At 46.7% G+C, this 24,924-nt stretch carries 23 protein-coding genes; 12 read left to right on the top strand and 11 right to left on the bottom strand.

The annotated features are described in order from the left end of the window. The first annotated feature begins 247 nt into the window (after window positions 1-247). The gene (locus tag AC1RNB_RS10155) at window positions 248-1,195 is read left to right on the top strand and encodes an isoaspartyl peptidase/L-asparaginase family protein (protein ID WP_493082566.1); all 948 of its coding nucleotides are present in this window, start codon (window positions 248-250) and stop codon (window positions 1,193-1,195) included. 87 nt (window positions 1,196-1,282) lie between these two features. Further along, window positions 1,283-1,960 (top strand): 2-C-methyl-D-erythritol 4-phosphate cytidylyltransferase, encoded by a 678-nt coding sequence (locus tag AC1RNB_RS10150; protein ID WP_493082565.1) that lies wholly within the window; start codon window positions 1,283-1,285, stop codon window positions 1,958-1,960. Here AC1RNB_RS10150 and AC1RNB_RS10145 read toward each other — a convergent pair. From AC1RNB_RS10145 to AC1RNB_RS10125, 5 genes are all read right to left on the bottom strand, one after another. Beyond that, the gene (locus tag AC1RNB_RS10145; protein ID WP_493082564.1) at window positions 1,949-2,863 is read right to left on the bottom strand and encodes a GNAT family N-acetyltransferase; all 915 of its coding nucleotides are present in this window, start codon (window positions 2,861-2,863) and stop codon (window positions 1,949-1,951) included. The two genes, AC1RNB_RS10150 and AC1RNB_RS10145, sit on opposite strands and share 12 nt — an antisense overlap. 39 nt (window positions 2,864-2,902) lie before the next feature. Beyond that, window positions 2,903-4,273: a sugar transferase gene (locus tag AC1RNB_RS10140; protein ID WP_493082563.1), complete on the bottom strand. Its 1,371-nt coding sequence runs from the start codon at window positions 4,271-4,273 to the stop codon at window positions 2,903-2,905. Between the two features lie 5 nt (window positions 4,274-4,278). Further along, window positions 4,279-5,253, bottom strand: a complete 975-nt coding sequence (locus AC1RNB_RS10135; protein WP_493082562.1) for a Gfo/Idh/MocA family protein — start codon at window positions 5,251-5,253, stop codon at window positions 4,279-4,281. A 92-nt stretch (window positions 5,254-5,345) separates the two neighbouring features. Continuing rightward, window positions 5,346-7,151: an acyl-CoA dehydrogenase family protein gene (locus AC1RNB_RS10130; RefSeq protein ID WP_493082561.1), complete on the bottom strand. Its 1,806-nt coding sequence runs from the start codon at window positions 7,149-7,151 to the stop codon at window positions 5,346-5,348. Window positions 7,152-7,247: 96 nt separating this feature from the next. Then, entirely contained in the window at window positions 7,248-8,765 is a 1,518-nt protein-coding gene (locus AC1RNB_RS10125) for a zinc-binding dehydrogenase (RefSeq protein ID WP_493082560.1), read from the bottom strand. 89 nt (window positions 8,766-8,854) lie between these two features. Here AC1RNB_RS10125 and AC1RNB_RS10120 point away from each other — a divergent pair, with 89 nt between their 5' ends. From AC1RNB_RS10120 to AC1RNB_RS10110, 3 genes are all read left to right on the top strand, one after another. Beyond that, window positions 8,855-9,583, top strand: coding sequence for an FkbM family methyltransferase (locus tag AC1RNB_RS10120; protein ID WP_493082559.1), 729 nt, complete (start codon window positions 8,855-8,857; stop codon window positions 9,581-9,583). A 199-nt stretch (window positions 9,584-9,782) separates the two neighbouring features. Then, window positions 9,783-10,223: a response regulator gene (locus tag AC1RNB_RS10115; RefSeq protein ID WP_493082558.1), complete on the top strand. Its 441-nt coding sequence runs from the start codon at window positions 9,783-9,785 to the stop codon at window positions 10,221-10,223. Window positions 10,224-10,689: 466 nt separating this feature from the next. Continuing rightward, window positions 10,690-12,285 carry a M20/M25/M40 family metallo-hydrolase gene (locus AC1RNB_RS10110; RefSeq protein ID WP_493082557.1) on the top strand — a complete coding sequence of 532 codons (1,596 nt, stop codon included), beginning with the start codon at window positions 10,690-10,692 and terminating at the stop codon, window positions 12,283-12,285. A 163-nt stretch (window positions 12,286-12,448) separates the two neighbouring features. Here AC1RNB_RS10110 and AC1RNB_RS10105 read toward each other — a convergent pair whose 3' ends face one another. The 5 genes from AC1RNB_RS10105 to AC1RNB_RS10085 all read right to left on the bottom strand — a co-directional run bounded on the left by AC1RNB_RS10105 (window position 12,449) and on the right by AC1RNB_RS10085 (window position 15,622). After that, window positions 12,449-13,285 (bottom strand): MBL fold metallo-hydrolase, encoded by an 837-nt coding sequence (locus AC1RNB_RS10105; protein WP_493082556.1) that lies wholly within the window; start codon window positions 13,283-13,285, stop codon window positions 12,449-12,451. A 102-nt stretch (window positions 13,286-13,387) separates the two neighbouring features. Further along, window positions 13,388-13,672 (bottom strand): hypothetical protein, encoded by a 285-nt coding sequence (locus AC1RNB_RS10100; RefSeq protein ID WP_493082555.1) that lies wholly within the window; start codon window positions 13,670-13,672, stop codon window positions 13,388-13,390. A 170-nt stretch (window positions 13,673-13,842) separates the two neighbouring features. Continuing rightward, window positions 13,843-14,325 (bottom strand): DUF1573 domain-containing protein, encoded by a 483-nt coding sequence (locus AC1RNB_RS10095; protein ID WP_493082554.1) that lies wholly within the window; start codon window positions 14,323-14,325, stop codon window positions 13,843-13,845. Window positions 14,326-14,430: 105 nt separating this feature from the next. Further along, a complete protein-coding gene (locus AC1RNB_RS10090) occupies window positions 14,431-14,973 on the bottom strand; it encodes a DUF8685 domain-containing protein (RefSeq protein ID WP_493082553.1) in 543 nt (180 codons plus the stop codon). 127 nt (window positions 14,974-15,100) lie between these two features. Further along, entirely contained in the window at window positions 15,101-15,622 is a 522-nt protein-coding gene (locus tag AC1RNB_RS10085; RefSeq protein ID WP_493082552.1) for a DUF2911 domain-containing protein, read from the bottom strand. A 139-nt stretch (window positions 15,623-15,761) separates the two neighbouring features. Here AC1RNB_RS10085 and AC1RNB_RS10080 point away from each other — a divergent pair, with 139 nt between their 5' ends. The 5 genes from AC1RNB_RS10080 to AC1RNB_RS10060 all read left to right on the top strand — a co-directional run bounded on the left by AC1RNB_RS10080 (window position 15,762) and on the right by AC1RNB_RS10060 (window position 21,651). Continuing rightward, complete coding sequence (locus tag AC1RNB_RS10080) at window positions 15,762-17,735, top strand: glycoside hydrolase family 127 protein (protein ID WP_493082551.1); 1,974 nt, start codon at window positions 15,762-15,764, stop codon at window positions 17,733-17,735. Window positions 17,736-17,849: 114 nt separating this feature from the next. After that, window positions 17,850-18,740 carry an inositol oxygenase family protein gene (locus AC1RNB_RS10075; protein ID WP_493082550.1) on the top strand — a complete coding sequence of 297 codons (891 nt, stop codon included), beginning with the start codon at window positions 17,850-17,852 and terminating at the stop codon, window positions 18,738-18,740. Between the two features lie 182 nt (window positions 18,741-18,922). Further along, the gene (locus tag AC1RNB_RS10070) at window positions 18,923-20,554 is read left to right on the top strand and encodes a sodium/sugar symporter (RefSeq protein WP_493082549.1); all 1,632 of its coding nucleotides are present in this window, start codon (window positions 18,923-18,925) and stop codon (window positions 20,552-20,554) included. Window positions 20,555-20,634: 80 nt separating this feature from the next. Then, on the top strand, window positions 20,635-21,000 hold the full coding sequence (locus tag AC1RNB_RS10065) for a DUF2568 domain-containing protein (RefSeq protein ID WP_493082548.1): 366 nt from the start codon (window positions 20,635-20,637) through the stop codon (window positions 20,998-21,000). A 12-nt stretch (window positions 21,001-21,012) separates the two neighbouring features. Beyond that, window positions 21,013-21,651 (top strand): hypothetical protein, encoded by a 639-nt coding sequence (locus tag AC1RNB_RS10060; RefSeq protein WP_493082547.1) that lies wholly within the window; start codon window positions 21,013-21,015, stop codon window positions 21,649-21,651. A gap of 16 nt (window positions 21,652-21,667) precedes the next feature. Here the strand turns inward: AC1RNB_RS10060 and AC1RNB_RS10055 are convergent, their stop codons facing one another. Continuing rightward, window positions 21,668-22,030, bottom strand: a complete 363-nt coding sequence (locus AC1RNB_RS10055) for a hypothetical protein (protein WP_493082546.1) — start codon at window positions 22,028-22,030, stop codon at window positions 21,668-21,670. A gap of 235 nt (window positions 22,031-22,265) precedes the next feature. Between AC1RNB_RS10055 and AC1RNB_RS10050 the strand changes: the two genes are divergently transcribed. Both AC1RNB_RS10050 and AC1RNB_RS10045 read left to right on the top strand, forming a co-directional pair. After that, the gene (locus tag AC1RNB_RS10050) at window positions 22,266-22,718 is read left to right on the top strand and encodes a (2Fe-2S)-binding protein (RefSeq protein ID WP_493082545.1); all 453 of its coding nucleotides are present in this window, start codon (window positions 22,266-22,268) and stop codon (window positions 22,716-22,718) included. A 27-nt stretch (window positions 22,719-22,745) separates the two neighbouring features. Continuing rightward, on the top strand, window positions 22,746-24,911 hold the full coding sequence (locus AC1RNB_RS10045) for a xanthine dehydrogenase family protein molybdopterin-binding subunit (RefSeq protein ID WP_493082544.1): 2,166 nt from the start codon (window positions 22,746-22,748) through the stop codon (window positions 24,909-24,911). Window positions 24,912-24,924: the final 13 nt, after the last annotated feature.

Raw genomic sequence — 24,924 nt, 5'->3', positions numbered from 1 at the left:
ATTCGTGAGACGTGAGACGTGAGTCGTGAGACGTGAGACGTGAGTCGTGAGGCGTGAGTGGAAAAGACGATACTACCTACTCACTACTCACTACTCACGACTGACGATTCACGATTCCCACTCACGTTCTAAACATCCTGCAACAAATCCCCTCTGCATTTGAACCTTCTCTAACGTTCCTCTCCAATAATTCGATTTTCTCCCTTTACTTAATATCTAATTTCGATTCAGCAAAGCGGAAAAAGATATGTCAGATTTTACCATAGTGATACACGGAGGTGCGGGAACCATTCTGAAAACGGATATGACACCTGCCCTGGAGCAGGCCTACAGCGATGGCTTGCAGCAGGCGCTGGATCTGGGTTATGCGGTACTGGAGCAAGGTGGTACGGCTGTAAATGCGGTAAAAGCGGCGTTGGTAATACTGGAAGACAATGTACTTTTCAATGCCGGCCGCGGGTCTGTGTTTACCAAAAAAGGGGTACAGGAAATGGATGCGGCCATTATGGATGGCAGCGATCTCTCTGCCGGTGCCGTAGCTGGTGTACGCAACGTGCGTAACCCGATAGAACTGGCTACCGAAGTGATGCGGAACAGTAACCATGTTTTCCTGAGCGGAAAAGGAGCCAATGATTTTGCCATTAAACAAGGGGTGAAGCTGGAACCGGATGAATATTTCTTCTCACAGTTCCGTTATGATCAGTGGAAGGCGATCCGTGATTCAGATACCTACTCGCTCGACCATACCAATCACCAGCTCGAAGAACTGATGCGTGATAAAAAATTCGGAACCGTAGGAGCCGTTGCCTGCGACAGCAAGGGAAACCTGGCCGGCGCCACTTCTACCGGTGGTATGACCAATAAAAAATACGGGAGAATCGGTGATAGTCCGATGATCGGTGCGGGAACCTATGCCAACAATGCTACCTGCGCCATCAGCTGTACAGGACATGGCGAAATGTTTATCCGATCAGTAGCTGCGTATGATGTGAGCTGCCTGATGGAATACAAAGGCATGAGTTTACAGGAAGCCATGGATACCGTAGTGAATACCAAACTGGTGGCTTTACACGGAGAGGGTGGCATGATAGGGGTAGACGCCAAAGGCAATGCAGCCATGGTTTTGAACAGTGCCGGTATGTACCGGGCCATGAAAAATAGTAAGGGTGTACAGGAAGTTTCTATTTATAAATAGTTATATTTGGTACAGGTCTATGAACATGAGAAAATGAAAGGAGCTACTTTTGTAGCTCTTTTTTGTTAGTGTTAATCAATCCCCGCAATGAAAAAATATGCAGTGATCGTGGCAGGTGGCAGCGGACAACGTATGGGGGCCGCTATACCCAAACAGTTTCTCCTTTTACAGGGGAAACCCCTGCTTTGGTATTCTCTGCAAACTTTTCTGCATACTTTTGATGACCTCGAGATCATACTGGTGCTTCCGGCAGATAACCTCGGTGAAGGCGAACAACTGGCAAAAGAGCTGAATGCCGTATCAAGGATAACTGTTACCGCTGGCGGTGCTACCCGGTTTCATTCTGTGCAGCATGGACTGGCGCTGGTGAGTTCTCCTTCCGTTGTTTTTGTACATGATGGGGTGCGGTGTCTGGTAAGTCCTGAACTGATTCAACGTTGTTATACACAGGCACTGGAAAAAGGAAGCGCCATTCCCGCTGTGGCGGCAACAGATAGTATCCGGATCTTAGTAGCGGAGGGACATACCGTAGCTGACAGAAAGCTGGTGCGAATCATACAAACCCCCCAAACATTTCGCAGTGAGATTCTCTTACCCGCTTTTCAAAATGAATTTGAAGAAGGCTTTACTGATGAAGCTACAGTGGTAGAAGCTTCCGGCTGTCCTGTTTGTTTAATTGAGGGAGAATATTCCAATATCAAAATCACCCGACCCGTTGACCTGCTGGTGGCAGAAAAAATCCTCGCAGAGCGTTCATCGCTTTAATAGCCGCAGGGGCCAGGGTAATCCATTGTAATGGTAATGAAAATAAGGTTGATTCACGGCGCCGAAGGTGGCATAAAATTTCTTTACACCAGGTATCTCAGATCCTTCGAGATCAAACAGCAGGGGTTTTTCGGCAAACTCACGGATAATATTGTCCAGCAAAAAATGATTGGCTTCTTTATCCCTGCCAATGGGTAAGGTAGTATTCATCAGGTTGTAGATCCTGCGCTCATCTTTCAGCAGTAATGCAATAGCCAGCAATTCCTTATCTGCGTTGGTAACGGCTCTTACCAAACATTGCCCACTTGTTTGCAACAGCTCGCACAAGCGTAAAAAATTATCATAGTCGGATGGATGGATCTGTTTTATCCTTGCAGCATACTGGTCCTGGAAATGATCAATCGCTTCATGCAGTCCGGCATGTGTATATACCAGGGCCTGGCTGGTGGCTTTTCTGATGTTTTCTTTCAGATCATTGCTATACTGTGCTTGTATCTGTACCAATGGCTGATCCAGTGATATTACCAGATTGGTCCAGCTGGTAACAGGGATATTTTGTAACAGCGAATCGTTTGAGAAATTGAAATGAATATCTGCGTAAGCAACAGCATCTTTGATCATTTTCAGCAGACGAGCTGTATCAACTGCATCTATATTTCCGATGATGCCCAATTGTTGTATAAAAGGAGGTGTGTACGCATAACGGATCCCCCATTTTTTTTTGGTGGGTAGTGCCAGGATGACTTCGTAATCATTTATAACCCATCCCTCCCAGTCAGGGCAAAGAGCATTCAGGTAAGTGGTAGTGGAATAGAGTAACCCATTGCTATGCTGTTGCACGCAAAAATCCCATTTGGCTGCATCGATCTGTGCAGCAGGTAAGCGTTGGATCCCGGGTTTCATCAAATGAAAAGTACCGCAATATTTACAAGCAGAAAAGTATTATTTGCCTTTACCGGAGAGGATGATCCGTAAGCTGTGCATCATGATCTTGAAATCGAGCAGGAGGGAAGCGTTCTCGATATAGATCAGGTCGTATTCCATGCGTTCGATCATTTCGTCTACGCTGGAAGCATACCCAAACTGCACCATGCCCCAGGAAGTGAGTCCGGGTTTGGCTTTCAGCAGGTAGCGGTAATAAGGCGTTTTCTGCATCAGCTGGTCGATGTATTCCTTGCGCTCCGGACGGGGCCCTATCAGGCTCATATCGCCTTTAATGATGTTCCAGAGCTGCGGCAATTCATCCAGCCGCCATTTACGCATGATCCGGCCCCAGCTGGTGATACGCGGATCATGATCGCTGGACAAGGCCGGCCCGTTTTTCTCCGCATCAGCCACCATACTCCGGAACTTATAAATAATAAAAGGTTTGCCCTTGTAGCCTATCCGCTCCTGACTGTAAAAAATACCGCCGCTGGAGGATAGTCCGGTTCTGATTGCGATGAACAGTAACATCGGACTCAACAGTACCAGTCCGCTTACCGATAGGATGAGATCAAATAACCGTTTTACATTCTGCTCGCGTGGCGAGAGGGCACTGCTCTGTATATCAATCAGCATAGCGCCCAGTACATTATTGGTTTTTACGGAACCGGAAAGTATATCGAGTGTGTCGGGTACGAGTTTGATGTCTACATCTTTCTGTGATAACAGGTTCACGAGTTCGGTAGTAAGCGCGTGCTGGGTTCTGTTGAGCGAGAGAATTACTTTTTCGATCGCATGTTTGTCTATCAGCTCCGCCAGTTGCGCCGTTGTGCCCAAATGCGGTAACCATTTGCCTAAGCCATTCCTGCTTTCGGGCGTAACTGTAATAAAACCGATTGTTTTAAAACCGAGGTAGCGGAAGTTTTTATGCAGTTCCTTATAAAGTTTAACCGCATGTTCATTATTGCCGATGATCAGTGTATTGAAATAGATATTTCCACGCGCTAAGGCATTTTTTACCCGGTAAAGTAACAGGGCCCGTCCCAGAAAGATCAGGCTGAATTGCAGCGGGAAATAAAATAGCAAAGCAGTAAGGTAAGATTCTCCTGTGTCCTGTATCTGCCAGATGAGTACCAGTGCCCCTATGAATGTATAAACAAGGGTAGCTGTAAACTCATTCAATCTCGATTTTTCGTAGAGTGATTGCGTATAACTGCCCGTAAATGCATAAAACAAAACCCAGCATCCACCCAGTACAAGAATGGTAACAAGCTGTTGGAGTGAAGCAGGATGGGAGAGATACCAGGAAAAAAACAGATATAACCCGGCTACCGAAAAGAGGTAATCGCTGATAAGATACCAGCTGATATTTTTTTTACGGTCGCTCATCTGTTTCAGACAAGAATACTGGTATTGTTGATCTTATCGAGGATCTGGTGCGCCACTTCCATCGCCAGAAAACCATCGATCTCACTTACCACAGTAGGTTTGTTGTTGATAATAGCATCCACAAAAGATTCCAGTTCCAGTTTAATAGCGTTCAGCGGTTGTATACTCGGATTGGCAATGGCAATGGTTTTTTTGCCATTACTGGTTTCAATGTCGAAGGAGAAAACATTGGTATCATCCGGTTGTTTCAGTTTAATGATCTCTGTTTTCTTTTCGAGAAAATCGATACCGAGATAAGCATCTTTCTGAAAGAGCCGCATTTTACGCATTTTCTTCATGCTGATACGGCTGCTCGTCAGATTGGCCACACAACCATTATTGAATTCAATCCTTACGTTGGCGATATCGGGTGTTTCTGTCATCACGGCTACACCACTGGCAGAAATATGTTTCACATCACTCTTCACCAGACTGAGAATAATATCAATATCATGGATCATGAGGTCAAGAATCACACTCACTTCTGTTCCCCTGGGGTTGAACTGCGCCAACCTGTGCACTTCAATGAACATAGGATTGAGCGGCATATCCTTGATAGCGAGATAGGCGGGATTAAAACGCTCCACATGTCCTACCTGCAGTTTGATATTGGCTTCCCTCACCATATTTACAATATCCCTTCCTTCTTGTATGGTATGCGCCAGCGGTTTCTCCACAAATACATGTTTGCCTTTGCGGATGGCCTGCATACAGATCTGGAAATGATGATCGGTGGGGGCAATCACATCAATGATATCACAGGCATCCATCAGTTTGTCCTCATCCATATATCTTTTCAGCCCATATTGTTCGGTTACCTGTTTGGCATTTTCATTATTCGGGTCAAAAAAACCTACCAGTTTCACACCCTCGATCTCTTTCCAGTTGTTCAGGTGAAACTTGCCCAGATGGCCCACTCCAAATACTCCTACTTTCAGCATAATAATGACTTTGTATAAGGCGGTAAATATAATTATTCGCCCGGTCTCTGCCTGTAACCGGATAAAGATGTGGATATTCTGTTCTGTCCTGCTCAGGCAAAGATCTCCAGCTCTTTTACCTGGGTCAGACTGCCATGTTGTAAAATGGTATTGGCACAGGCTTCTGCATGTGTCAGTTCATACCGGAAAAAGAAATGCATGGTATGGATCTTTCCTTCATAAAATACCTGTGTATTTCGGCTGAAATCTTTTTTAGCGAGTTTTTCTGCTGCTATTACCGCCTGTTTCAGCCATTGCCAGCCGATCACGATATAACCGGCCAGTTCCATAAATACGGTTGCATCGGCCAGGTAATTGTCTAATTGTCCCTTCCCGGCAAACCTGAGCAGGTGCGCCAGTACGGTCTGGATCCGGTGCAGCTCCTGCTCCAGTGCTTCCCCTCTGGGCTGCAGGTCAGGGTAAACAGCCGCCTGTTGTATGGTTTGCATGATCTCTGCTGCCAGCAGTTGCAGGGCTTTTCCATTCTCCATGGTGGCTTTTCTTCCGAGCAGATCAAGGGATTGAATACCGGTAGTGCCCTCATACAGCGACATGATCTTCAGGTCGCGGTAGTGCTGCTGTACCGGGAAATCGGTGGTAAATCCATACCCGCCCAGGGTTTGAATGGCCAGGGCCGCTGAGCGACTTCCCTGTTCTGAAGCATAGGTTTTGACAATGGGGGTGAGTATTTCAAGCAGTAAAAAATGGTTTTGTTTTTCTTCTCCAGTGGTTACCTGTGTCAGATCGTATAAGCGGTTACACTCCATGGCCAGCGATAAAGCGCCTTCGGCAATGGCTTTTTGTGTGAACAGCATCCTTTGCACATCCGGGTGATTGATGATGAGGGTAGGTGGTTTGGTTGGATCTTTTTCACCGGCCGGTCTACCCTGTGGCCGTTCCATCGCATACTGCAGCGATGCCTGGTAGGCCGCCATGGCCACAGATGCGGCACTTTGCCCTACGCTGATCCTAGCACCATTCATCATGTGAAACATATACGTGAGCCCTTTGTGTGGTTCGCCCACCAGGTAAGCATGGCAATCATCGTTATCGCCGAAGGAGAGGTGCGTAGTGGCATACCCTCTTTGTCCCATTTTCTGAAAATCGCCTGCACAATACACATCGTTGTATACGAGACTACCATCCGCTTCAGGACGAAATTTCGGGATAATGAACAAGGAAATTCCTTTTACTCCAACCGGTGCCCCTTCTATTCTGGCCAATGTAAGATGCACAAAATTATCACAGGCTTCATGCTGTCCGCCCGAGATAAAGATCTTCTGTCCTTTTACTTTGTAATATCCCTGATCTGTAGGTGAAGCGTTGGTGGTAATATCTGATAAAGAACTGCCAGCCTGCGGTTCGGTCAGGGCCATTGTACCCTGCCACTTGCCTGAAAAAATGTTGGGTACATAGGTTTCGATCTGCACCGTGGATCCGAAATTGAGGATCAGGCCTGCGGAGCCTGCTGACAAACCCGTATATCCTTCCACGCCGTTATTGGCTGCCTGGAACAGGTGATGTCCTGTACTGAAAATCATTTCCGGTAACTGCATGCCACCCTGGTCAAAGGAAGCATAACCCCCGATCCAGTGTTGCTCTGCCGCTTTCTGAATAATAGTTTTTAGCTGCGGATGTGTTTTTACACTCCCCTTGCCATCATATTGGGCCGGTGTTTCATCCATTGCTTTGAAATAAGGGAACATTTCCTGCTCTGCCAGTAGTTTGGCCGATTCAATGATCATCCAAGCCTGCTCTGCATCCAGGTGCGAAAAACGTTCATGCGTAAACAATTCCTCCACACGATGAACATCAAACAACAAAAAACGCAGATGTTCCATACTGGTAAAACTTGCCATGGGATTTATGGGTTTATTCGTTTATTGGTCTATTGGTTTAGTCGTTGATCTGGTTCTTCCATTCACTCATTCACTCACCTACTCATTCACTCATTGTTATCCCCCCGCCAGCACACTGATCAGTTCCGCCACATACGCAGGTTTATCGGCGCCTTCCAGTTCAATGGTACAGGTGAGGAATAATTTAACAGAGCCGTTCGTTTGTTCTTCTGAGTTGGTGAGAGTGGCTTGCATCCTGATCCGGCTTCCCTCGGGCACTGGCGAAATAAAACGGGCTTTGTTGATGCCGTAATTGAAAAAGGATGATACCTGCTCTACCTGTATCAGGTCATAAAGGAAATGCGATGCCAGCGACATTGTGAGATAACCATGTGCGATGGTTTTACCACCAGGCAGGAAGGCCTTCGCTTTTTCCGTATCGAGGTGCACCCATTGAAAATCAAAAGTGGCCGCGGCAAAATCATTGATCATCTGTTGGGTTACAGTTAGCCAGGCACCCGGACCAATCGTTTTCCCGATATGGTTTTTGATATCAGATAGTCCCTTGATGACCAGTACTTGCTTTTCTGTCTCAACCTCTTTTCTTATTTCTTTTTTGGGTGAGGAGGGAGGAACTGGTGTCATAACTTCTTCCCAGTTACCCACTTTCACTACCGCTTTTCCTTTAACCTTACGGTCGATCAGGTCCTGGATCGATTCCGCGGCCTCATGCAGCGTATAGATGCGGTGAATATGTTGGCTGATCTTTCCCTGTTGCAGCCATTGTAGTAATTGGCCGAGGTTCTGCCTGTTTTTTACCGGTTCTCTCTCCGCAAAACTGCCCCAGAAAATGCCCATCACGGCACAGCCTTTCAGCAAGGGCAGGTTAAAGGGTAATTGGGGAATCTGGCCCGAGGCAAAACCTACTACAAGATAACGGCCTTTCCAGGCGGTGGAACGTAGCGCCTGTTCAGCAATTGAGCCGCCGATGGGGTCATAGACTACATCCACCCCTTTATCGCCAGTAATTTCTTTGATCCGGGTACGCAGATCATCTACACTGTAATTGATCAGAAAATCGGCTCCTTTCTCTTTGCACAAAGCCAATTTCTCTTCTGTGGATGCAGCGGCTATTACGGTGGCTCCCATCAGTTTGGCCAGTTCCACCGCTGCAATACCTACACCGCCGGCAGCGCCCAGCACCAGTATCGTTTCGCCGGCTTGCAGGTTGGCACGATCCAGTAAAGCATGGTAAGCAGTGCCATAATTGTAGAGGGTAGTAGCGGCGGTGATATAATCCATAGCCGCAGGTATCGGGAAAACCTTTCGGCTTTCTACCACCACTTCTTCAGCAAATCCGCCCCAGCCGCATAAAGCCAGCACACGGTCGCCGGGTTGCAGATGTGTTACTTTATCGCCCACCGCCATTACCACACCCGATACTTCACCCCCGGGCGAAAAGGGCAGGGGCGGCTTGAACTGGTATTTGTTCTGTATGATCAGCGCATCGGGAAAATTAACACCACAGGCTTTTACGGCAATCAACACTTCTTTTTCTGCAGGAACAGGTGCAGGCGTTTCGGTATATACCAGTGTTTCCGGTAACCCGTATTGTTGACAGAGCAGCGCTTTCATATAAACAGGTTTGGTGCCTGTATACTGAATTTACAATGATTCGCTGAAAAGAGCGGGTTCTGTTTTATTTTTATCGTTCAACGCTTCCCATGCTCAAAAACAAGATCCGTTACTGGTGCCAGCAACTGATCGGTCTCGACCGTTACCTGTTTCTGTTTGCCCGGCTCACGATTTTCCGGATCCGGTATCTTGGGTATGAAAAAGAATTCCGCTGTTTTATGCGTTTACTTCCCCCAAGGGGGATCGTACTGGATATCGGTGCCAATATTGGTGCAATGTCTGCGGTGCTGGCCCTGAAATTTCCCCGATCTGAAGTGATTGCATTTGAACCGGTACCCCTTACTGCGGATGTCCTACGAAAAGTGACAGCACATTTTGGACTTACCAATGTTCAGATCTTTCAGACGGCATTGGGTGAAACTGAGGGAGAGATTGCCATGCTGACCCCGTTGGAAGAGAAGGCTGTTATGCATGGGTTAAGTCATGTATGGCAAAAGCCTGAAAGACCTGTACCGGCTGATGCATTTACAGTGCCCATCACCACCCTTGATCAGCTGTCGCTACTACAAAAGGGTGGAAAGATCACTGCCATCAAGATCGACGTTGAAAACTTTGAATATTATGTATTGAAAGGCGGCAGACAGCTTTTGCAAAAGCATCATCCCATTGTATTCGCAGAATTATGGAATGACGCCAGAAAAACGCAGTGTATCACTTTGATGGAGGAACTGGGTTATACCGTTAAGATCTGCCATAAGGGAGCACTCACCGATTACAGTGGGGAAGATGTGTTGAATTATTTCTTTCTGCACTTGTAAACAAAATCGTCAATATATTATAATTAATCGGCATTCATTTAGGGCATATACTTTTTTGTACTCCGTTAACGTTCTAATAAGGATATATTTTTACTTTCGCCGCTTGGTAAAAAGAAGTAATTTCATTTCACTGAATATTGCACTTTTGCCGATGCCGGAAAATGATAGTATAACCGGTGATTAACCAACCAGAAAACAGATGATCAAAAAAGTACTTTGTGTAGATGATGATACAATTTCTCTAACCATCTCTCAGTTATTGCTGAAGAGAACAGGTTTTGCGCAGGAAGTGCATACGGCCATCGACGGAAGTGAAGCATTGGAATATTTTGAACGCTTATTTGCAGAAGAATCTGATCCGGTGGCAGCAGCTCCGGAGCTGATTCTGCTCGATATCAATATGCCCGTAATGAATGGGTGGGAATTTCTCCAGGAATACAATCCCCGGTTCCGCGATAAGCTGACCAATACCCATATTGTGATCCTTTCTTCCACCATTGATCCGGAAGATTTTGCCCTCGCCAAACAATACCCCGTGGTAGCACAGTTCATCAGTAAACCACTCAGTGTAGAGAACCTGGAAGAACTGAAATCACATCCGGTCATGCAACCGTTTTTTCCTGAATCTTTTCGTAACTAAAGTAATGAATGCCCAAACATGCTGCCGGGTGTGATCCCTGTGCCGTAAAACCTATTTAGCTGTTTTGCCAGAAGGGAAATAAAAAAGCTTTGTAGGGAATTATTCTCACCCTACAAAGCTCGTGTAGCATCCTGCTACTGGGTTTTTCAAGGATTTGACTGTTTTACGCCCTGTAAAAGCGGCCAGTCTGTTTCAGATCTTTACAAAGGATAATTGAATATTACTCCCATTATAACCAGAACCAGGTTCTTTGTTTAATGTGATAGCATAAAGTAACGAACTAATACCAGCCCCTCCAATAAGAGCTTTGTGGTATTTCAGGTAAGGAATAAACAGGCAAAATGTAAGGATTATACTACATCGCGCTACCTGGTCAGTCAGGGCAGGATTGGGCGGCATAAAACCCTGATTGACACATTTATCCCAATTATTCGGTAGCTATTCAATGTTTTAATACATTGGTTCCATGAAAACAAACCAATTCTATCTGCGCCCCGGCTTTGTCAGGCACCTGGCCGGTATTTGTATGTTATCGCTGGTTCTCGCATCCAATGGCGTTTCTGCCCAGTCGCAGGACCCCGTTGTAGAAAAGATCCTGCAAGAGGGAAATACCAACTCTCAACTGGAAAAAATGGCCCATGAACTGTTCGACAGGATCGGCCCCCGTTTGGTGGGTACCCCCCAAATGCAAAAGGCCAATGATTGGGCTGTTGCCAAATATACCGACTGGGGCATCCCTGCCCGCAATGAAAAATGGGGCGAATGGAAAGGATGGGAAAGAGGGGTAACACATATTGATATGATATCTCCCTGGGTAAAAAGCCTGGAAGGCACACAATTGGCATGGAGTCCTTCTACCAAAGGCAAAGCCGTTTCTGCAGAACTGATCATTATCCCTGATCTGGCCGATTCATTGGCTTTTGCGGCCTGGCTGCCTTCTGTAAAAGGGAAATTTGTAATGGTATCGATGGCGCAACCCACCGGCCGGCCCGATCAGAACTGGCAGGAGTTTGCTACCAAAGAATCCTTCGATAAAATGAAAGCCGCCCGCACGGCACAAACAGATGCCTGGGCCAAACGCATCAAAAAAACAGGTTATTCCGCACGTATGCTTCCTATCATACTGGAGAAAGCCGGAGCGGCCGGTATTGTGGCCAGCAACTGGTCGCAGGGTTTTGGCGTGAACAAGATCTTCAGTGCCTACACACAGAAAATTCCTACGGTTGATATTGCGCTGGAAGATTATGGGCTGCTGTATCGTTTGGTAGAATCCGGCGATCAGCCCACTATCAGTGTGCGTGCCGATTCCAAACATACTGGAACAGTGCCTGCGTACAATACCATTGCAGAAATTAAGGGAACGGAGAAGCCGGATGAATATGTGATGCTTTCGGCGCATTTTGATTCATGGGATGGCGGAACAGGCGCCACCGATAATGGTACCGGTACCTTAACCATGATGGAAGCTTTACGGATCCTGAAAAAAGTATATCCCAATCCTAAAAGAACCATTCTCGTAGGTCATTGGGGAAGTGAGGAGCAGGGACTGAATGGTTCCCGCGCCTTTGTGGAAGATCATCCGGAAGTGGTGAATAAACTGCAGGCTTTGTTTAACCAGGACAATGGTACCGGCCGTATCGTTAATTTATCCGGCCAGGGTTTTCAGCATGCAGGCGAATTTTTAACCCGTTGGCTGGCTGCGGCACCCAAAAGTATGCGCGATTCGATCAGAACCACTTTCCCGGGTACACCCGGTGGTGGCGGATCTGATTTTGCTTCTTTTGTAGCGGTAGGTGCACCCGGATTTTCGTTGGGTGCATTGAACTGGTCTTATTTCAATTATACCTGGCATACCAACCGTGATACCTATGATAAAATAGTGTTTGATGATCTGCGTAACAACGCATTACTCACTGCCATCCTTGTTTATATGGCCTGTGAAGATCCAAACACTTTCCCGAGAGAGAAAGCAACTTTGCAGAACGACCGCAGCGGAAGACCCGCTACCTGGCCCACACAGGTGAAAGCGATCCGCAAAGGACCGGTTGCGCCTGTGAATTAATTGCCTACGAATGCATTTGAAAAGCCTCCGGATTGGGGGCTTTTTTTTGTGGAACAGATGAACAGAGGAACAAGGAACAGATGAACGGAGGGAGTGAATATCGAACACCGAATATCGAACGCCGAACACAGAACATAAAACACAGAACAGAAAGAAGTGCTGTTTAAAAAAGGGAAAGCTGGGACTTGTTTTTTGCGAGGGGTTTTTTAACCGGGGTTGTTGAACGTTGTGAAGATCCACTTACTTCGTATACGCCGGTTTCCTGGTAGCGGGAGGCTACGATGATCTCTGTGTTGCCGGCGTGAGGTTGAAATAATTCTTCTACCAGTTTCGGATGGTTATTGTTTTTGGAGAGATGCGCGAGCAGTAAATGACTCATATACGCTGGCCTGTGTGTCAGAAAGAGTTGCAGGGCTTGTTCATTGGATAAATGACCCTGTCCGCCACTGATCCTTTTTTTGAGATGGTAAGGATAGTTGCCTTTCTCCAGCATGGCTGTATCATAATTAGCTTCGAGAAAAGCGGCATTGCATTGTTTGAAATATCGGACCAACTGGTCGCAACTGACACCTAGATCAGTGAATACACCCACGTTTACTTTTTCTGCGCTAACGAGAAAACTGTGCGGGTCTGCTGCATCATGAAATTTTGGGAAAGCTGTTATCGATAATGCTCCTATGGAAATGGCTTGATGTGGTTGGAAGGAGCGGATCAGTTCTTCTTCGAGCGGGATCCTGCCATGGGCATGGGTAGCGGGGGTGATGTATACGGGTAAACGGAATTTTTTGGAGAGGCCGGGTACGCCGGTAATATGGTCTCCATGTTCGTGCGAAACAAAAATGGCTTTTACGGTGGCCATATCCAGGCCCGAGCGTTTCATCCGTTTCTCTGTTTCGCGGCAGGAAATGCCGGCATCGATCAACACCGCTTCCCGGCCATTACCTACATAATAGCAATTGCCATTGCTGCCGGAATTGAGGGAACAGATGAATAGAGACATAACCGTTCAAAAGTAATCCGAATAGCTGGATTAATGTACTTCTGTTATCGGTCTTTGCAGCCCATATTATTCACACAGGGCTGCGAGGAACAAGGAGAGGCATCAGTTGGCAGAAAGTGGAATCTGTCGCTGTTTTAAAGCTTCTCTACGGGGTGCAGCCCCTTTTTCCAGCACGGCCAGTAACTGCGCCACATTGCCGATCTGCTCCTGCTCGTTCTGTGCAATGGATACGCGCCATTTGCTTTCTACAGCATTCAGCAGGTACAGCATTTCCCAATCGGCCAGTTGCAGGTCGCGTTTCAGGTCTGTTTGCGGATCAACAAGGGTAGTGTTGATATTGAGTTTCTTTTTCAGTAATTTCTGTATGCCAACGAGTAAGGGCTGCATATGGTTTGGTTTACACTATCAGGAAAGAACCATGATAGACCAAAAACGTTGCCAAAAGCTTATTAAGATACTGTTAAAAGGAAGTTTCAGGTTGTGATCCCCACAAAAAAGACACCCGGAAAACGATTCACGTTCTTCCGGGTGTGCAATATGATCGGCGTTATAAACGCTTAGTTTTTCTTAGGAGTCGCCTGTTGAACAGGAGCTGCGGCCTTGGTGGCTGCTGTTGTTGCAGGTGCTGTTTTTACCTCACCTTTAATGATCAATACTTTCTGGTTAGGATTAGCATTGGAAACAACTGTGATGGTTTTGGTAAATGGCCCCATAGCGGCGGCATTGTAAATGGCTTTGATAGAAGCGGTAGCTCCCGGTCTAACCGGCTCTTTAGGCCATTCAGGGGTAGTACAACCACAGGAAGCAGTTACGGAAGTGATCACCAAGGGTTCGGTACCTGTATTCTTGAAACTGAATACATGGTTCACAGGGGTGCCCTGTGGAATGGTGCCAAAATCATAGGTGTCGGCAGTAAAAGTAAGGACAGCTTTACTGGTGCTTGCGGCAGGTGCCGGAGCCGATGTAGCAGCTGTTTGCGCATAACTTGTTGAAAGACCCACACAAAGTAGGAGAGTAACTCCTGCTAATATCTTTTTCATAGTTTGTTTATTTACCGGAAAGATAAAGATTTTTTGGAATCTGCTGCTTACCACGGCTGACTATATGCCGGTTAAGGATAATTTAATGAGTAAGGGCAGGCAGATTTACGAGTCTTTCCCGCTGCCCCTGAACTGGTGAATGGTTTCTTTGAACAACACATTAAAAGTGGTAAGCGAACCATATCCGGCGGTAATATATTGCTGCAACTCCACTTTTTCCGCATCCGTCAGCACTTTGTGTGCGTTGATCTTCTGTTCTATCAGTCGTAACCTGTCGCGCAGCATCACGATCTTATGAAAGAAAACTTCAATGGGAACTTCTTTGGCCTGTAAACTCTCATCCTGGGGTTTCAATACCAGGGTGCCATCGTTCCATTTAGTAGCCATGGGCACCAGTTGAAACTCATGAAGGCGTTGGGTGAGTACATGGTCTAAAGCCTGTTCTATATCCACCAGCGAAATCCCACCGGACTCACTGTTGTTGCCGGTATTTTCCAAGACGGTCAGTTCCGTATAATCTTTAGCAATGGTCTTGGCGGTATTGGCCGTTTTGAACCAGATGGTATAAAATTCGCTGGCACTCTCGACTACTACGCCCTTGCCATAATGCGGATGATTCACTCTTGCGCCTATACCCAGTGTTTCCATATCCATTATTTTGATTGGCAAACTACAACATTCCTGCTAAACCCATCGCGGCCCAACAGTCTCGTCTCGTAACAAAAAAGCCTGCTGTTGGGTAGAACAGCAGGCTTTTGCAAAATACTTTTTCAGATTATTTGATGCTCACCGGAACATCCAGGTTCTCCCAGCTTAACACAAAACCTTTTGCGTTGATCGTGTACACCAAACGCTCATTCATGGTAGCAGATTTGGCAGGTTTTACCGTTACACGCAATACATCTTTGGCAGGATCAGCAGTGGTTTCGCCCTGGCGGGTAATGCCCCACTGGCCGGTTTGTGAATTGATGATGATGGTCCACTCACTTTCGCCAGGGATAGCATAAATACTGTATTTGCCGGCAGCAAGGGCTTTGCCTTCTACGGTAATGTCTTTATCTGTTTCCAGCACGGTGGCCTGGTTGGCACCCGCACGCCATGTTTTGCCATAAGGCACCAGTGCACCCCAGATCGCCCTTCCTTTTACAGAAGGACTGCTGTACTTAATAGAAATATTGGCACCGTTAATGTTACCGGTAGCGGTAGCGGCTGGGCTTGCCTGCGACCAACCGATGGTTGCCATACAGGTTAGTGCCAAACCCAGAACCATTGATCTGATAAATGTTGTTCTTTTCATAGTGTGATTTTTTAATCGTTTAGATTTTTCGGGATGGGGAAATTACAGGATTCTCCACAGGGATTTTGCTTTTTTATATAAGTGGCAGGAAGGGGATGAGGCTGATTTATATTATCTTGTTGTTTCCAAAACCCATTGTATGTTGCCTGCCTTACCCCGAAACCTGTTAATTGCCGTTTTGCTTTGCGGTGTTTCTTCCGCCACGGCACAAAATGCTTTGCAGCAATACCAGTCTGTTAATTTCTCCAAAGTGCGGATTATGGATAATTTCTGGCGGCCCAAGCTGGAAAAAGTATCTACCGTTACCATACCGGTATGCATAGACCAGACCGAAGTAAAAACACCGCGCATCCGGAATTTTGAAATTGCAGCCGGTAAGCGGAAAGGAAAATTTGAAGGGATCTTTTATGATGATTCGGATGTTTTCAAAGCACTGGAAGCCATTGCTTACTCCTTAAAGAACCATCCCGATGCTGCACTGGAGAAAAAAGCCGACGACTGGATAGACCTGATTGCCGCGGCACAATTGCCCGATGGATATATTAATACCTACTATACGCTGCAGTTCCTGGACAAACGTTGGACGGACATGAGCATGCACGAAGACTATAACGGTGGTCACCTGATAGAAGCGGCCGTTGCGTATTTCGACGCTACCGGCAAACGGAAATTACTGGATGTGGCCATCCGTTTTGCAGATCATTTTGACTCATTGTTTGGTCCGGGTAAAAGAGACTGGGTTACCGGTCACCAGGAACTGGAACTGGCTTTGGTGAAACTTTACACAAATACTAAACAGAAAAAATACCTGCAACTGGCCGACTGGTTATTGAGTGAGCGCGGACAAAAAAAAGCCGTAGGGTATACCTGGACTGACTGGAAAGACACGGCCTATGCGCAGGATAGTAAACCGGTTCGGGAGCAGAAAGAAATTGCCGGCCATGCCGTGCGTGCCATGTACATGTATACCGGCGCAGCAGATGTGGCGGCGCATACCGGCGACCAGGGATATATGCAGGCGATGAAAACCGTTTGGGAAGATGTGGTGTACCGCAATATGTATATCACCGGCGGTATTGGTTCATCGGGCAGTAATGAAGGTTTTTCTGTAGACTACGATCTGCCCAATGAAAATGCCTACTGCGAAACCTGTGCATCGGTGGGTATGGTTTTGTGGAACCAGCGCATGGGTATGTTAACCGGCGAGGGAAAATACATCGACGTACTTGAGAAGAGTTTATACAACGGGGCATTGGATGGGATTTCACTGGCGGGCGATAAATTCTTTTACGGCAATGTACTGGCTTCCAACGGCAAACAGGCCAGAAGGGATTGGTTTGGTACGGCCTGTTGTCCGGCCAACATTGCGAGATTAATAGAGTCGCTGGGGAATTATATATATGGGTACAACGATAACAGTATCTGGGTAAATCTGTTTGTGGGTAGCCAGACTGAAATCGGGTTGAAGAACCAGCAGGTGGTTATCCAGACACAGACCAATTATCCCTGGGAGGGAGCCGTGGGTATTCTTGTATCGCCGCAGAAGAAAGAGCGGTTTGCTTTGCGGGTACGTTATCCGGGCTGGGTATCTGGCGAAGCCGTTCCCGGTGGTTTGTATGCCTACGAAAATAATAAACAGCATTCTTTAACACTGCTCAGCATCAATAACCAGCCCGTAAAATATACCATAGAGAATGGATACCTGGTCATAGACCGCGAATGGGCACCAAATGATCAGGTGTCGATCTCCTTTCCGATGGATATCAGGAGAGTGTACAGCCGGTCGGAAGTAAAAGCCAATGTAGAAAGAGTAGCCCTGCAACGCGGTCCGCTGATCTATTGTGTAGAAGGAACCGATAATGATGGCAAAGCGCTGAATATTGTGTTACCCAAAACGGCACAGGTGGTTACGGCCAAACAACAGGTGCTTACAGAAAATGTGGTTTCACTGGAAGCAGATGCAACTGTTTTGTCTGTGATGCCCGGCGGTGAGAATGTACAGGCAGTAAAAAAGAAGATCAGAGCGGTTCCCTATTATACCTGGAATAACCGGGGGGCAGGACAGATGCTGGTTTGGCTGCCGCAAAGAATTCTCGACATCAAGATCAATTGAACCTCAACGCTTACGAAAACGGTGTAGTAAAAAAACGTTGCTAACACTAGTAAAAACCATAGAAACGGGTTATTTTTAAAACAGTATATAGCTATCACGATTTAAACAAACCATATGAAACCTGCCGAACAAAGTCCAGCAGCCCCAGAACTGTCGCCATTGCAAAGTCTTGATCATTGGGAAGATGATATACTGGAGCGTTATCCGGATCCCGAATCCATTGCACAGGGTAAAGAAACCAATGAGTACAGAAATTATGAGGATCCCAAACGTGAAACTGTGAAGGAGTTTTACCGTTTGAACCATACTTACCAGACCTATGATTTTGTGCAGGCGAAAAGAGCTGATTACCTGCGTTTCAATAAGAAGAAAATGCCGGTATGGGCCGCTTTTGATTTCCTGAATGAGCTGGTGGATGATTCGGATCCTGATACAGACCTGGACCAGCTGCAGCATTTATTGCAAACTTCCGAAGCCATCCGTGCCGATGGTCACCCGGACTGGATGGTGCTGGCGGGATTGATGCATGATATGGGGAAAGTGCTTTGTCTTTTCGGTGAACCGCAGTGGGCGGTGGTGGGAGATACTTTCCCTGTAGGATGCGCCCATTCGGATAAGATCGTCTACCCTGAATTTTTTGCCACCAACCCGGATGCGGCCGATGAACGCTACAATACCCAATATGGTGTTTATGAGGCTAACTGCGGACTGGACAACGTAACCATGTCGTGGGGCCATGATGAGTATGTATACCACATGATGAAACCTTATTTACCCGAGCCTGCGTTGTATATGTTGCGGTACCATTCCTTTTATGCCCAGCACAGGGAACATGCGTACGTCCACCTGATGAGTGCCCACGACCAGGAAATGTTCAAATGGGTAAACCTGTTTAATCCCTATGACCTGTATTCTAAAAACCCAACACCGCCTAACTGGAATGAGCTGCGCGGTTATTATGAGCAACTGGTAAAGAAATACCTGCCCGAAGAATTGCTGTTCTAACTGAAATAAATAAACTAACCCATGCAAACCCCTGGTAATTTTCCGGGGGTTTTGTTTGATAAGCGCTCAATAGGGAAAGAACGTATGAAAATAAACGGCGCAGGAATTTTGTAAACAGTATATTTATCCTCACAGAAAAACTGTTAAAACTGATTATCTAATTACCCGATAAAAGTCTGCTGATGCATAGTTTACAGATGGCTGATTATATTGTTTTCTTTATCTATTTTATCGTGGTATCCGGTTATGGGTATTATATCTACCATAAAAAGAAATCGGCTACTACTTCTTCCAAAGATTTTTTCCTTGCCGAGGGCTCGCTTACCTGGTGGGCCATTGGGGCCTCGCTGATCGCATCCAATATTTCTGCGGAACATTTTATTGGTATGTCGGGTTCAGGTTTTGCACTGGGGTTGGCCATTTCTACTTACGAGTGGATGGCAGCTGCCACACTGATCATTGTGGCGGTATTCATCATCCCGCTTTACCTGAAGAACAAGATCTTTACCATGCCGCAGTTTCTGGCCAAAAGGTATAACGATACGGTTAGTACCATCATGGCGGTATTCTGGTTGCTGGTTTATGTGTTTGTAAATCTCACTTCGATCATTTACCTGGGGGCACTGGCCATCTCTTCCATTTCCAATATCGATTTTGGCTGGTGTATAGTAGGGTTGAGTCTGTTCTCCATCATTGTTACACTGGGGGGCATGAAAGTGATCGGTTACACGGATGTGTTCCAGGTATTTGTGTTGATCGTGGGCGGATTGGTTACCACTTATCTCGCACTCACACTGCTGTCGGAAAGCTTTGGTTTTGGCAAGGATATCTGGAAAGGACTTTCTGTATTACGCAGAGAAGCGCCTACGCATTTTCACATGATCTTTCAGAAAGGGGATCCGTATTATAAAGAGTTGCCCGGTTTATCTGTATTAATAGGAGGTATGCTCATCAATAACCTCGCTTATTGGGGTTGTAACCAATATATCGTACAAAGGGCATTGGGGGCAGATCTGCAGACAGCGAGAAAGGGAATCCTGTTTGCGGCTTTTTTGAAGTTACTGGTACCGGTGATCGCTGTATTGCCGGGTATTACCATGTATGTGTTACACCAGAAAGGATTGTTTCAGGCAGAAATGAGTGATGCGGCAGGTGTGATCAAACCCGATCATGCCTATCCCACACTGATGAATCTCTTGCCTGCCGGATTAAAAGGGGTCGCTTTTGCCGCCTTAACCGCTGCCATTGTTGCCTCACTCGCCGGTAAGGCCAATAGTATTTCCACGATATTCTCGCTGGATATTTACCAGAAGTATTTCAATAAAACGGCTTCCGAAAGAAAGCTGGTACTGGTGGGCCGATGGGCGGTGATTATATCGATGACGGCTGCGGCCATTGTAACACCGGCTTTACGTTCGCTGGACCAGGCTTACCAGTTCATCCAGGAATATGTGGGCTTTGTATCGCCTGGTGTACTGGCTATTTTCCTGCTTGGATTTTTCTGGAAAAAAACAACCGCCAATGCCGCTATTGCCGGGGCTTTGCTAACCATTCCGGTATCAACGGTGCTGAAGTTTCTGCCCGTCTGGACCAGCGGTTCCTTCCCGGATTATCCTTTCCTTGACCGGATGACCATTACATTTTTTGTGGTGGCCATCGTGATGATCCTGATCAGCCTGTTAAAGCCACGTCCGGCAACAGATCATCATGCCATTGTGGTGGATACTTCCTTATTCAGGGTTACCACCGGTTTTGTGATCGGCTCTGTGATTATTTGTGGCATACTGGCCGCATTGTATACCGTATTTTGGTAAAGAAACCGGAACAGGAACAGGCCGGGAGTAGAATATCCTGAGTCTGATCATCTAATCATTTTTGAACAGGTATCATTGATATGAGTAAACATCCCCTTAACCTCGCCCTTCGTTTTTTGCTTGAGCTGGTTTCTTTATGCATTATCGCCACCTGGGCCTGGACCTTTCACCAGGGTATTTACCAGTGGGTGGCAGTGATCTTCTATCCCGCGATAGCGGCAGCCGCCTGGGCTATTTTTAAAGTGGAGGGCGAAGATGGAAAAGTACTGGTGGCCGTAAGCGGCATTACCCGTTTGTTGATCGAGATCCTGTTTTTTTCTACTGCTGCCAGGATGTTATACCAGTTGCATAGTGGCAGGTTGTATTCCTTTTATTTATTATTTTTAATGGTGCATTACGCGGTTTCTTACGACAGGGTGTTTCGTTTATTAAGAAAAACACAGTAAACCCATCATACCATGTTCTTAGGACATTTTGCAGCGGCTTTTGCCGCCAAGAAAGCAGCTCCGAACGTTTCGCTGGGCACCACCATTTTTGCGGCACAGTGGTTAGACCTTTTATGGCCGGCCTTACTGCTTACCGGTACAGAAACAGTGGCGTTGGCTGCACCGGGGTCTCCGGTTCCACTTTCATTTACGCATTATCCTTTGTCGCACAGTTTACTGGCTGTGATAGGCTGGAGTATGCTTTTCGGTGGATTGTATTTCCTGTTTTCCCGTAACCAGCGGGGCGCATTTGTGGTAGGACTGCTGGTGTTGAGCCATTGGGTGTTGGACTGGCTGGTGCATATTCCCGACCTGCCCATTGCGGCTTTTACAGATTACAAAGCCGGATTGGGTTTGTGGAACTATCCCGTTCCCGAATTATTATTGGAGCTGGGCCTGTTTGCTGTGGGTGTGTACCTGTTTCTTCAAAACAGGCAGAACCCGGTTTCGCGGGGCAGAAATATCATCACCGGATCGCTGGTCGTTTTTCTGCTGATTATCCATATCATGAATGTATTTGGTCCGCCACCACCTGATGTGAAACCCATCGCCTATGTAGGTCTTTCACAATGGTTATTGGTAGGATGGGGTTACTGGGCCGATAAAACCTGATAGTAAAACTAGTGGCTTACTTGCGATTCAGGAAATTACCCGGAATGCGCATGCCTTCTTCTTTATCAACCACGTGCTTCATCAGTTTTTGCAGGGCTTCCGGAATCACTTCCTGTTCCTTTTCGGTTAATGGTTTTACGATCTCGAAGAATTCATCTTCATCATCGTAATAACCAAAGTAGAGATCGTACTGGTTATTGGAATGAAGACGGAGAGAGATTTCTTTGTCTTCTTCATATACATGCATGGAAAGAATAGCCCACTGATCGTTACCCTCGTAATCAAAATGGATGTCAACAGATTCTGTATTCACGGCCCAGCTAACCAGTCTTTCGACCATTTCTCCGGCGTGATTTTTTACCAGGTCTTCGTAATTCATAATGCCTTTGATTGAGGCCCGAAAGTAATCCAGTTTACCCTTCCGGCAAACAGAATCCTTTTAAATGGGGGCAGAATTGTGATACCCGCAGGCAATTATCTCCCCCAAAAGCTAAACAGACTCGTTTTCCTGCTAAAACCTGAAAAAACCTCTCTGAAATGGTCTTGAAATTTGACAAATTTCCTTGCGGAAGCAGTATTTTTAGGACTTAGTTCCCATTTTAAAATCAATGAGTATGATTAAGCTAACGATCAATAACCAGTCTTATGAGGTGGATGCCAGTCCGGAAATGCCCCTTCTCTGGGCCATCCGCGATCTGGTAGGGCTAACCGGTACCAAATTCGGCTGTGGTATTGCCCAATGTGGTGCCTGTACCGTACATGTGGATGGTAATCCCGTTCGTTCCTGCAGTTATCCCGTATCTGCGGCGGCCGGAAAAAAAATTACGACCATCGAAGGCATTTCAGAAAAAATCGGAGAAGCCGTGCAGAAAGCCTGGATAGAATTGCAGGTGCCGCAGTGCGGTTACTGTCAGTCCGGTCAGATCATGAGTGCTACTGCTTTGCTGAAAAGCAAACCCAAACCTACGGATGCAGATATTGATGCCGCCATGCAGGGTAATCTTTGCCGTTGCGGTACTTACCAGCGCATCCGCAGTGCTATTCATCGCGCAGCAGAACTGATCTAATCATTCTCAACCCAAATCTTACTTGTTATGCATAAGCAAATCACCAATATAGATCGCAGGAACTTTCTCCGTTTGTCCGGTATCACCGGCGTAGGGCTGGTACTGGGCCTTTCTGCCAAAGCAGATGGCACGGCTACCATCGAAAACCTGTCGGCTGCGGGAGAGTCGTTTGAACTGACTCCTTTTGTAGTGATCGAAAAAAGCGGTCAGATTACCATCTTCAACCCCAAACCCGAAATGGGACAGGGTACTTTCCAATCAATACCAGCATTGATTGCGGAAGAGCTGGAAGTAGCGCTGGATAAGGTGACCATCAAACAAACCGGCGGTGAAAAGAAATTCGGTGGCGGACAGTCTGCCGGTGGTAGTGCTTCGGTGCGTACCAGTTACACCAACCTGCGTAAAGTAGGCGCTTCGGCCCGCGAAATGCTGGTAGCTGCTGCTGCACAACAGTGGAATGTGCCAGTTACAGAATGTTATGCATCTGAAGCCAAAGTGTTTCACAAACCTTCGGGTAAAAGTCTGGGGTATGGAGAACTGGCAGAAGCGGCTGCTAAAATAGAAGTACCCAAACAGCCTACTTTGAAAGATCCCAGAGATTTCAAAATACTGGGCAAGCGGTATCCGCGTCCGGATGTTCCGCTGAAAACAAATGGTAAAGCCCTATTCGGGATCGATGTATCGGTACCGGGGATGGTGTATGCTTCTATTGAGCGTTGTCCGGTATTCGGCGCCACGCTGGTGAGTTATGATGATACAGCAGCCAAAAAAATAAAAGGAGTAATCGCTGTAGAAAAATGCGAAAGGATCCATGGTGTGTACAAATCAGAAGGTGTGGCCGTGATTGCCGAAAATTACTGGGCCGCTTTACAGGGAAGAAAAGCCCTGCAGATAAAATGGGATTACCAGGGTAACGACAAATTCAATTCCAAAACCTACGAACAAAGTCTGCGCGATGCTTCCAAACAGGAAGGAGCCGTACAGCATAAGCAAGGCGATTTTGATAAAACATTTGCTGAAGCTCCTGTAAAACTGGAAGCATTTTATGAAACACCGGTGGTATCCCACTCGCCCATTGAGCCCATGAACTGTGTGGCCAGCTGGCAGGAGGGGAATAAACTGGAGATCTGGACCTCTACACAGGTGCCGGGCAGCATCATGAACAGTTTCCCCAAATTGTACGATGTGGCTCCGGAGAACCTGAAGATAAATGTGATGTTTAACGGAGGTGGTTTTGGAAGAAGATTATATCCCGATTATGTACACGAAGCGGTACAGCTCACCAAAAAGATCGGCAAACCGGTAAAAGCCATCTGGACAAGGGAAGACGATACCAAAATGGGACCCTTCCGTCCGATGACTTTCTCTGCCATGAAAGGCGCTTTATCTGCTGATGGAAAAGCCATTGCTTTCCAGCACAAAGTGATCTCGCCCACGCTGGATATGCGTAAGGATTATGACAAAACCAAGGCAGATGGAACGATGACAGAAGGCATCAGTGAACAGAAATACGAGATAGAGCACATGAAGAACCTGTATGTGCATCATTACCTGCATGTACCGGTAGCAGCCTGGCGCGCGGTAACCAGTACCACACTGGCTTTTTCGCATGAGTGTTTTATAGATGAGATGGCGGTGAAAGCGAAAAAAGATCCCATGGCTTTCCGTTTGGGCATGCTGACAAAACCTTCGGATACCAAGGTGCTGCTGGAGAAACTGAAAGAAGTATCTAACTGGGACAAGCCCTTACCGGCAGGATGGGGAAGAGGGGTAGCGCAGTATGAATTCTTTGCCGGACTGGGTGGTTTTGTGGTAGAAGTGTCTAAAAAAGGAACCGGTATCAAGATCGAAAAAGTATATGCGGCCATTGACCTGGGAACCGTGGTGAATCCCGATACCGTTGAAGGGCAGGTGCAGGGTGCCGCAGTAATGGCACTGACGGCTGCCATCAAAGGCGGTATCACTTTTGAGAACGGGCAGACCGTACAAAGCAATTTTCATAATAATCCGCTGGTACGCATGAATGAAATGCCGAAAGTGGAAGTGCATATCATTGCCAATGGTGGAACCAGGATCAAAGGCGTGGGCGAACCCGGTTTACCGCCATTTGCGCCGGCCCTGTGTAATGCTATTTATGCAGCCACCGGCAAGCGGATCCGCAGGTTACCTTTTGATATTAATAAGATTGTTTAATAACAGAAAAGAA

The sequence above is a fragment of the Sediminibacterium sp. GW821-FHT12F12 genome (genome assembly GCF_058806635.1).
Note: the sequence above shows the minus strand (reverse complement) of the source record. Positions and strands in the feature narration are given on the sequence as shown.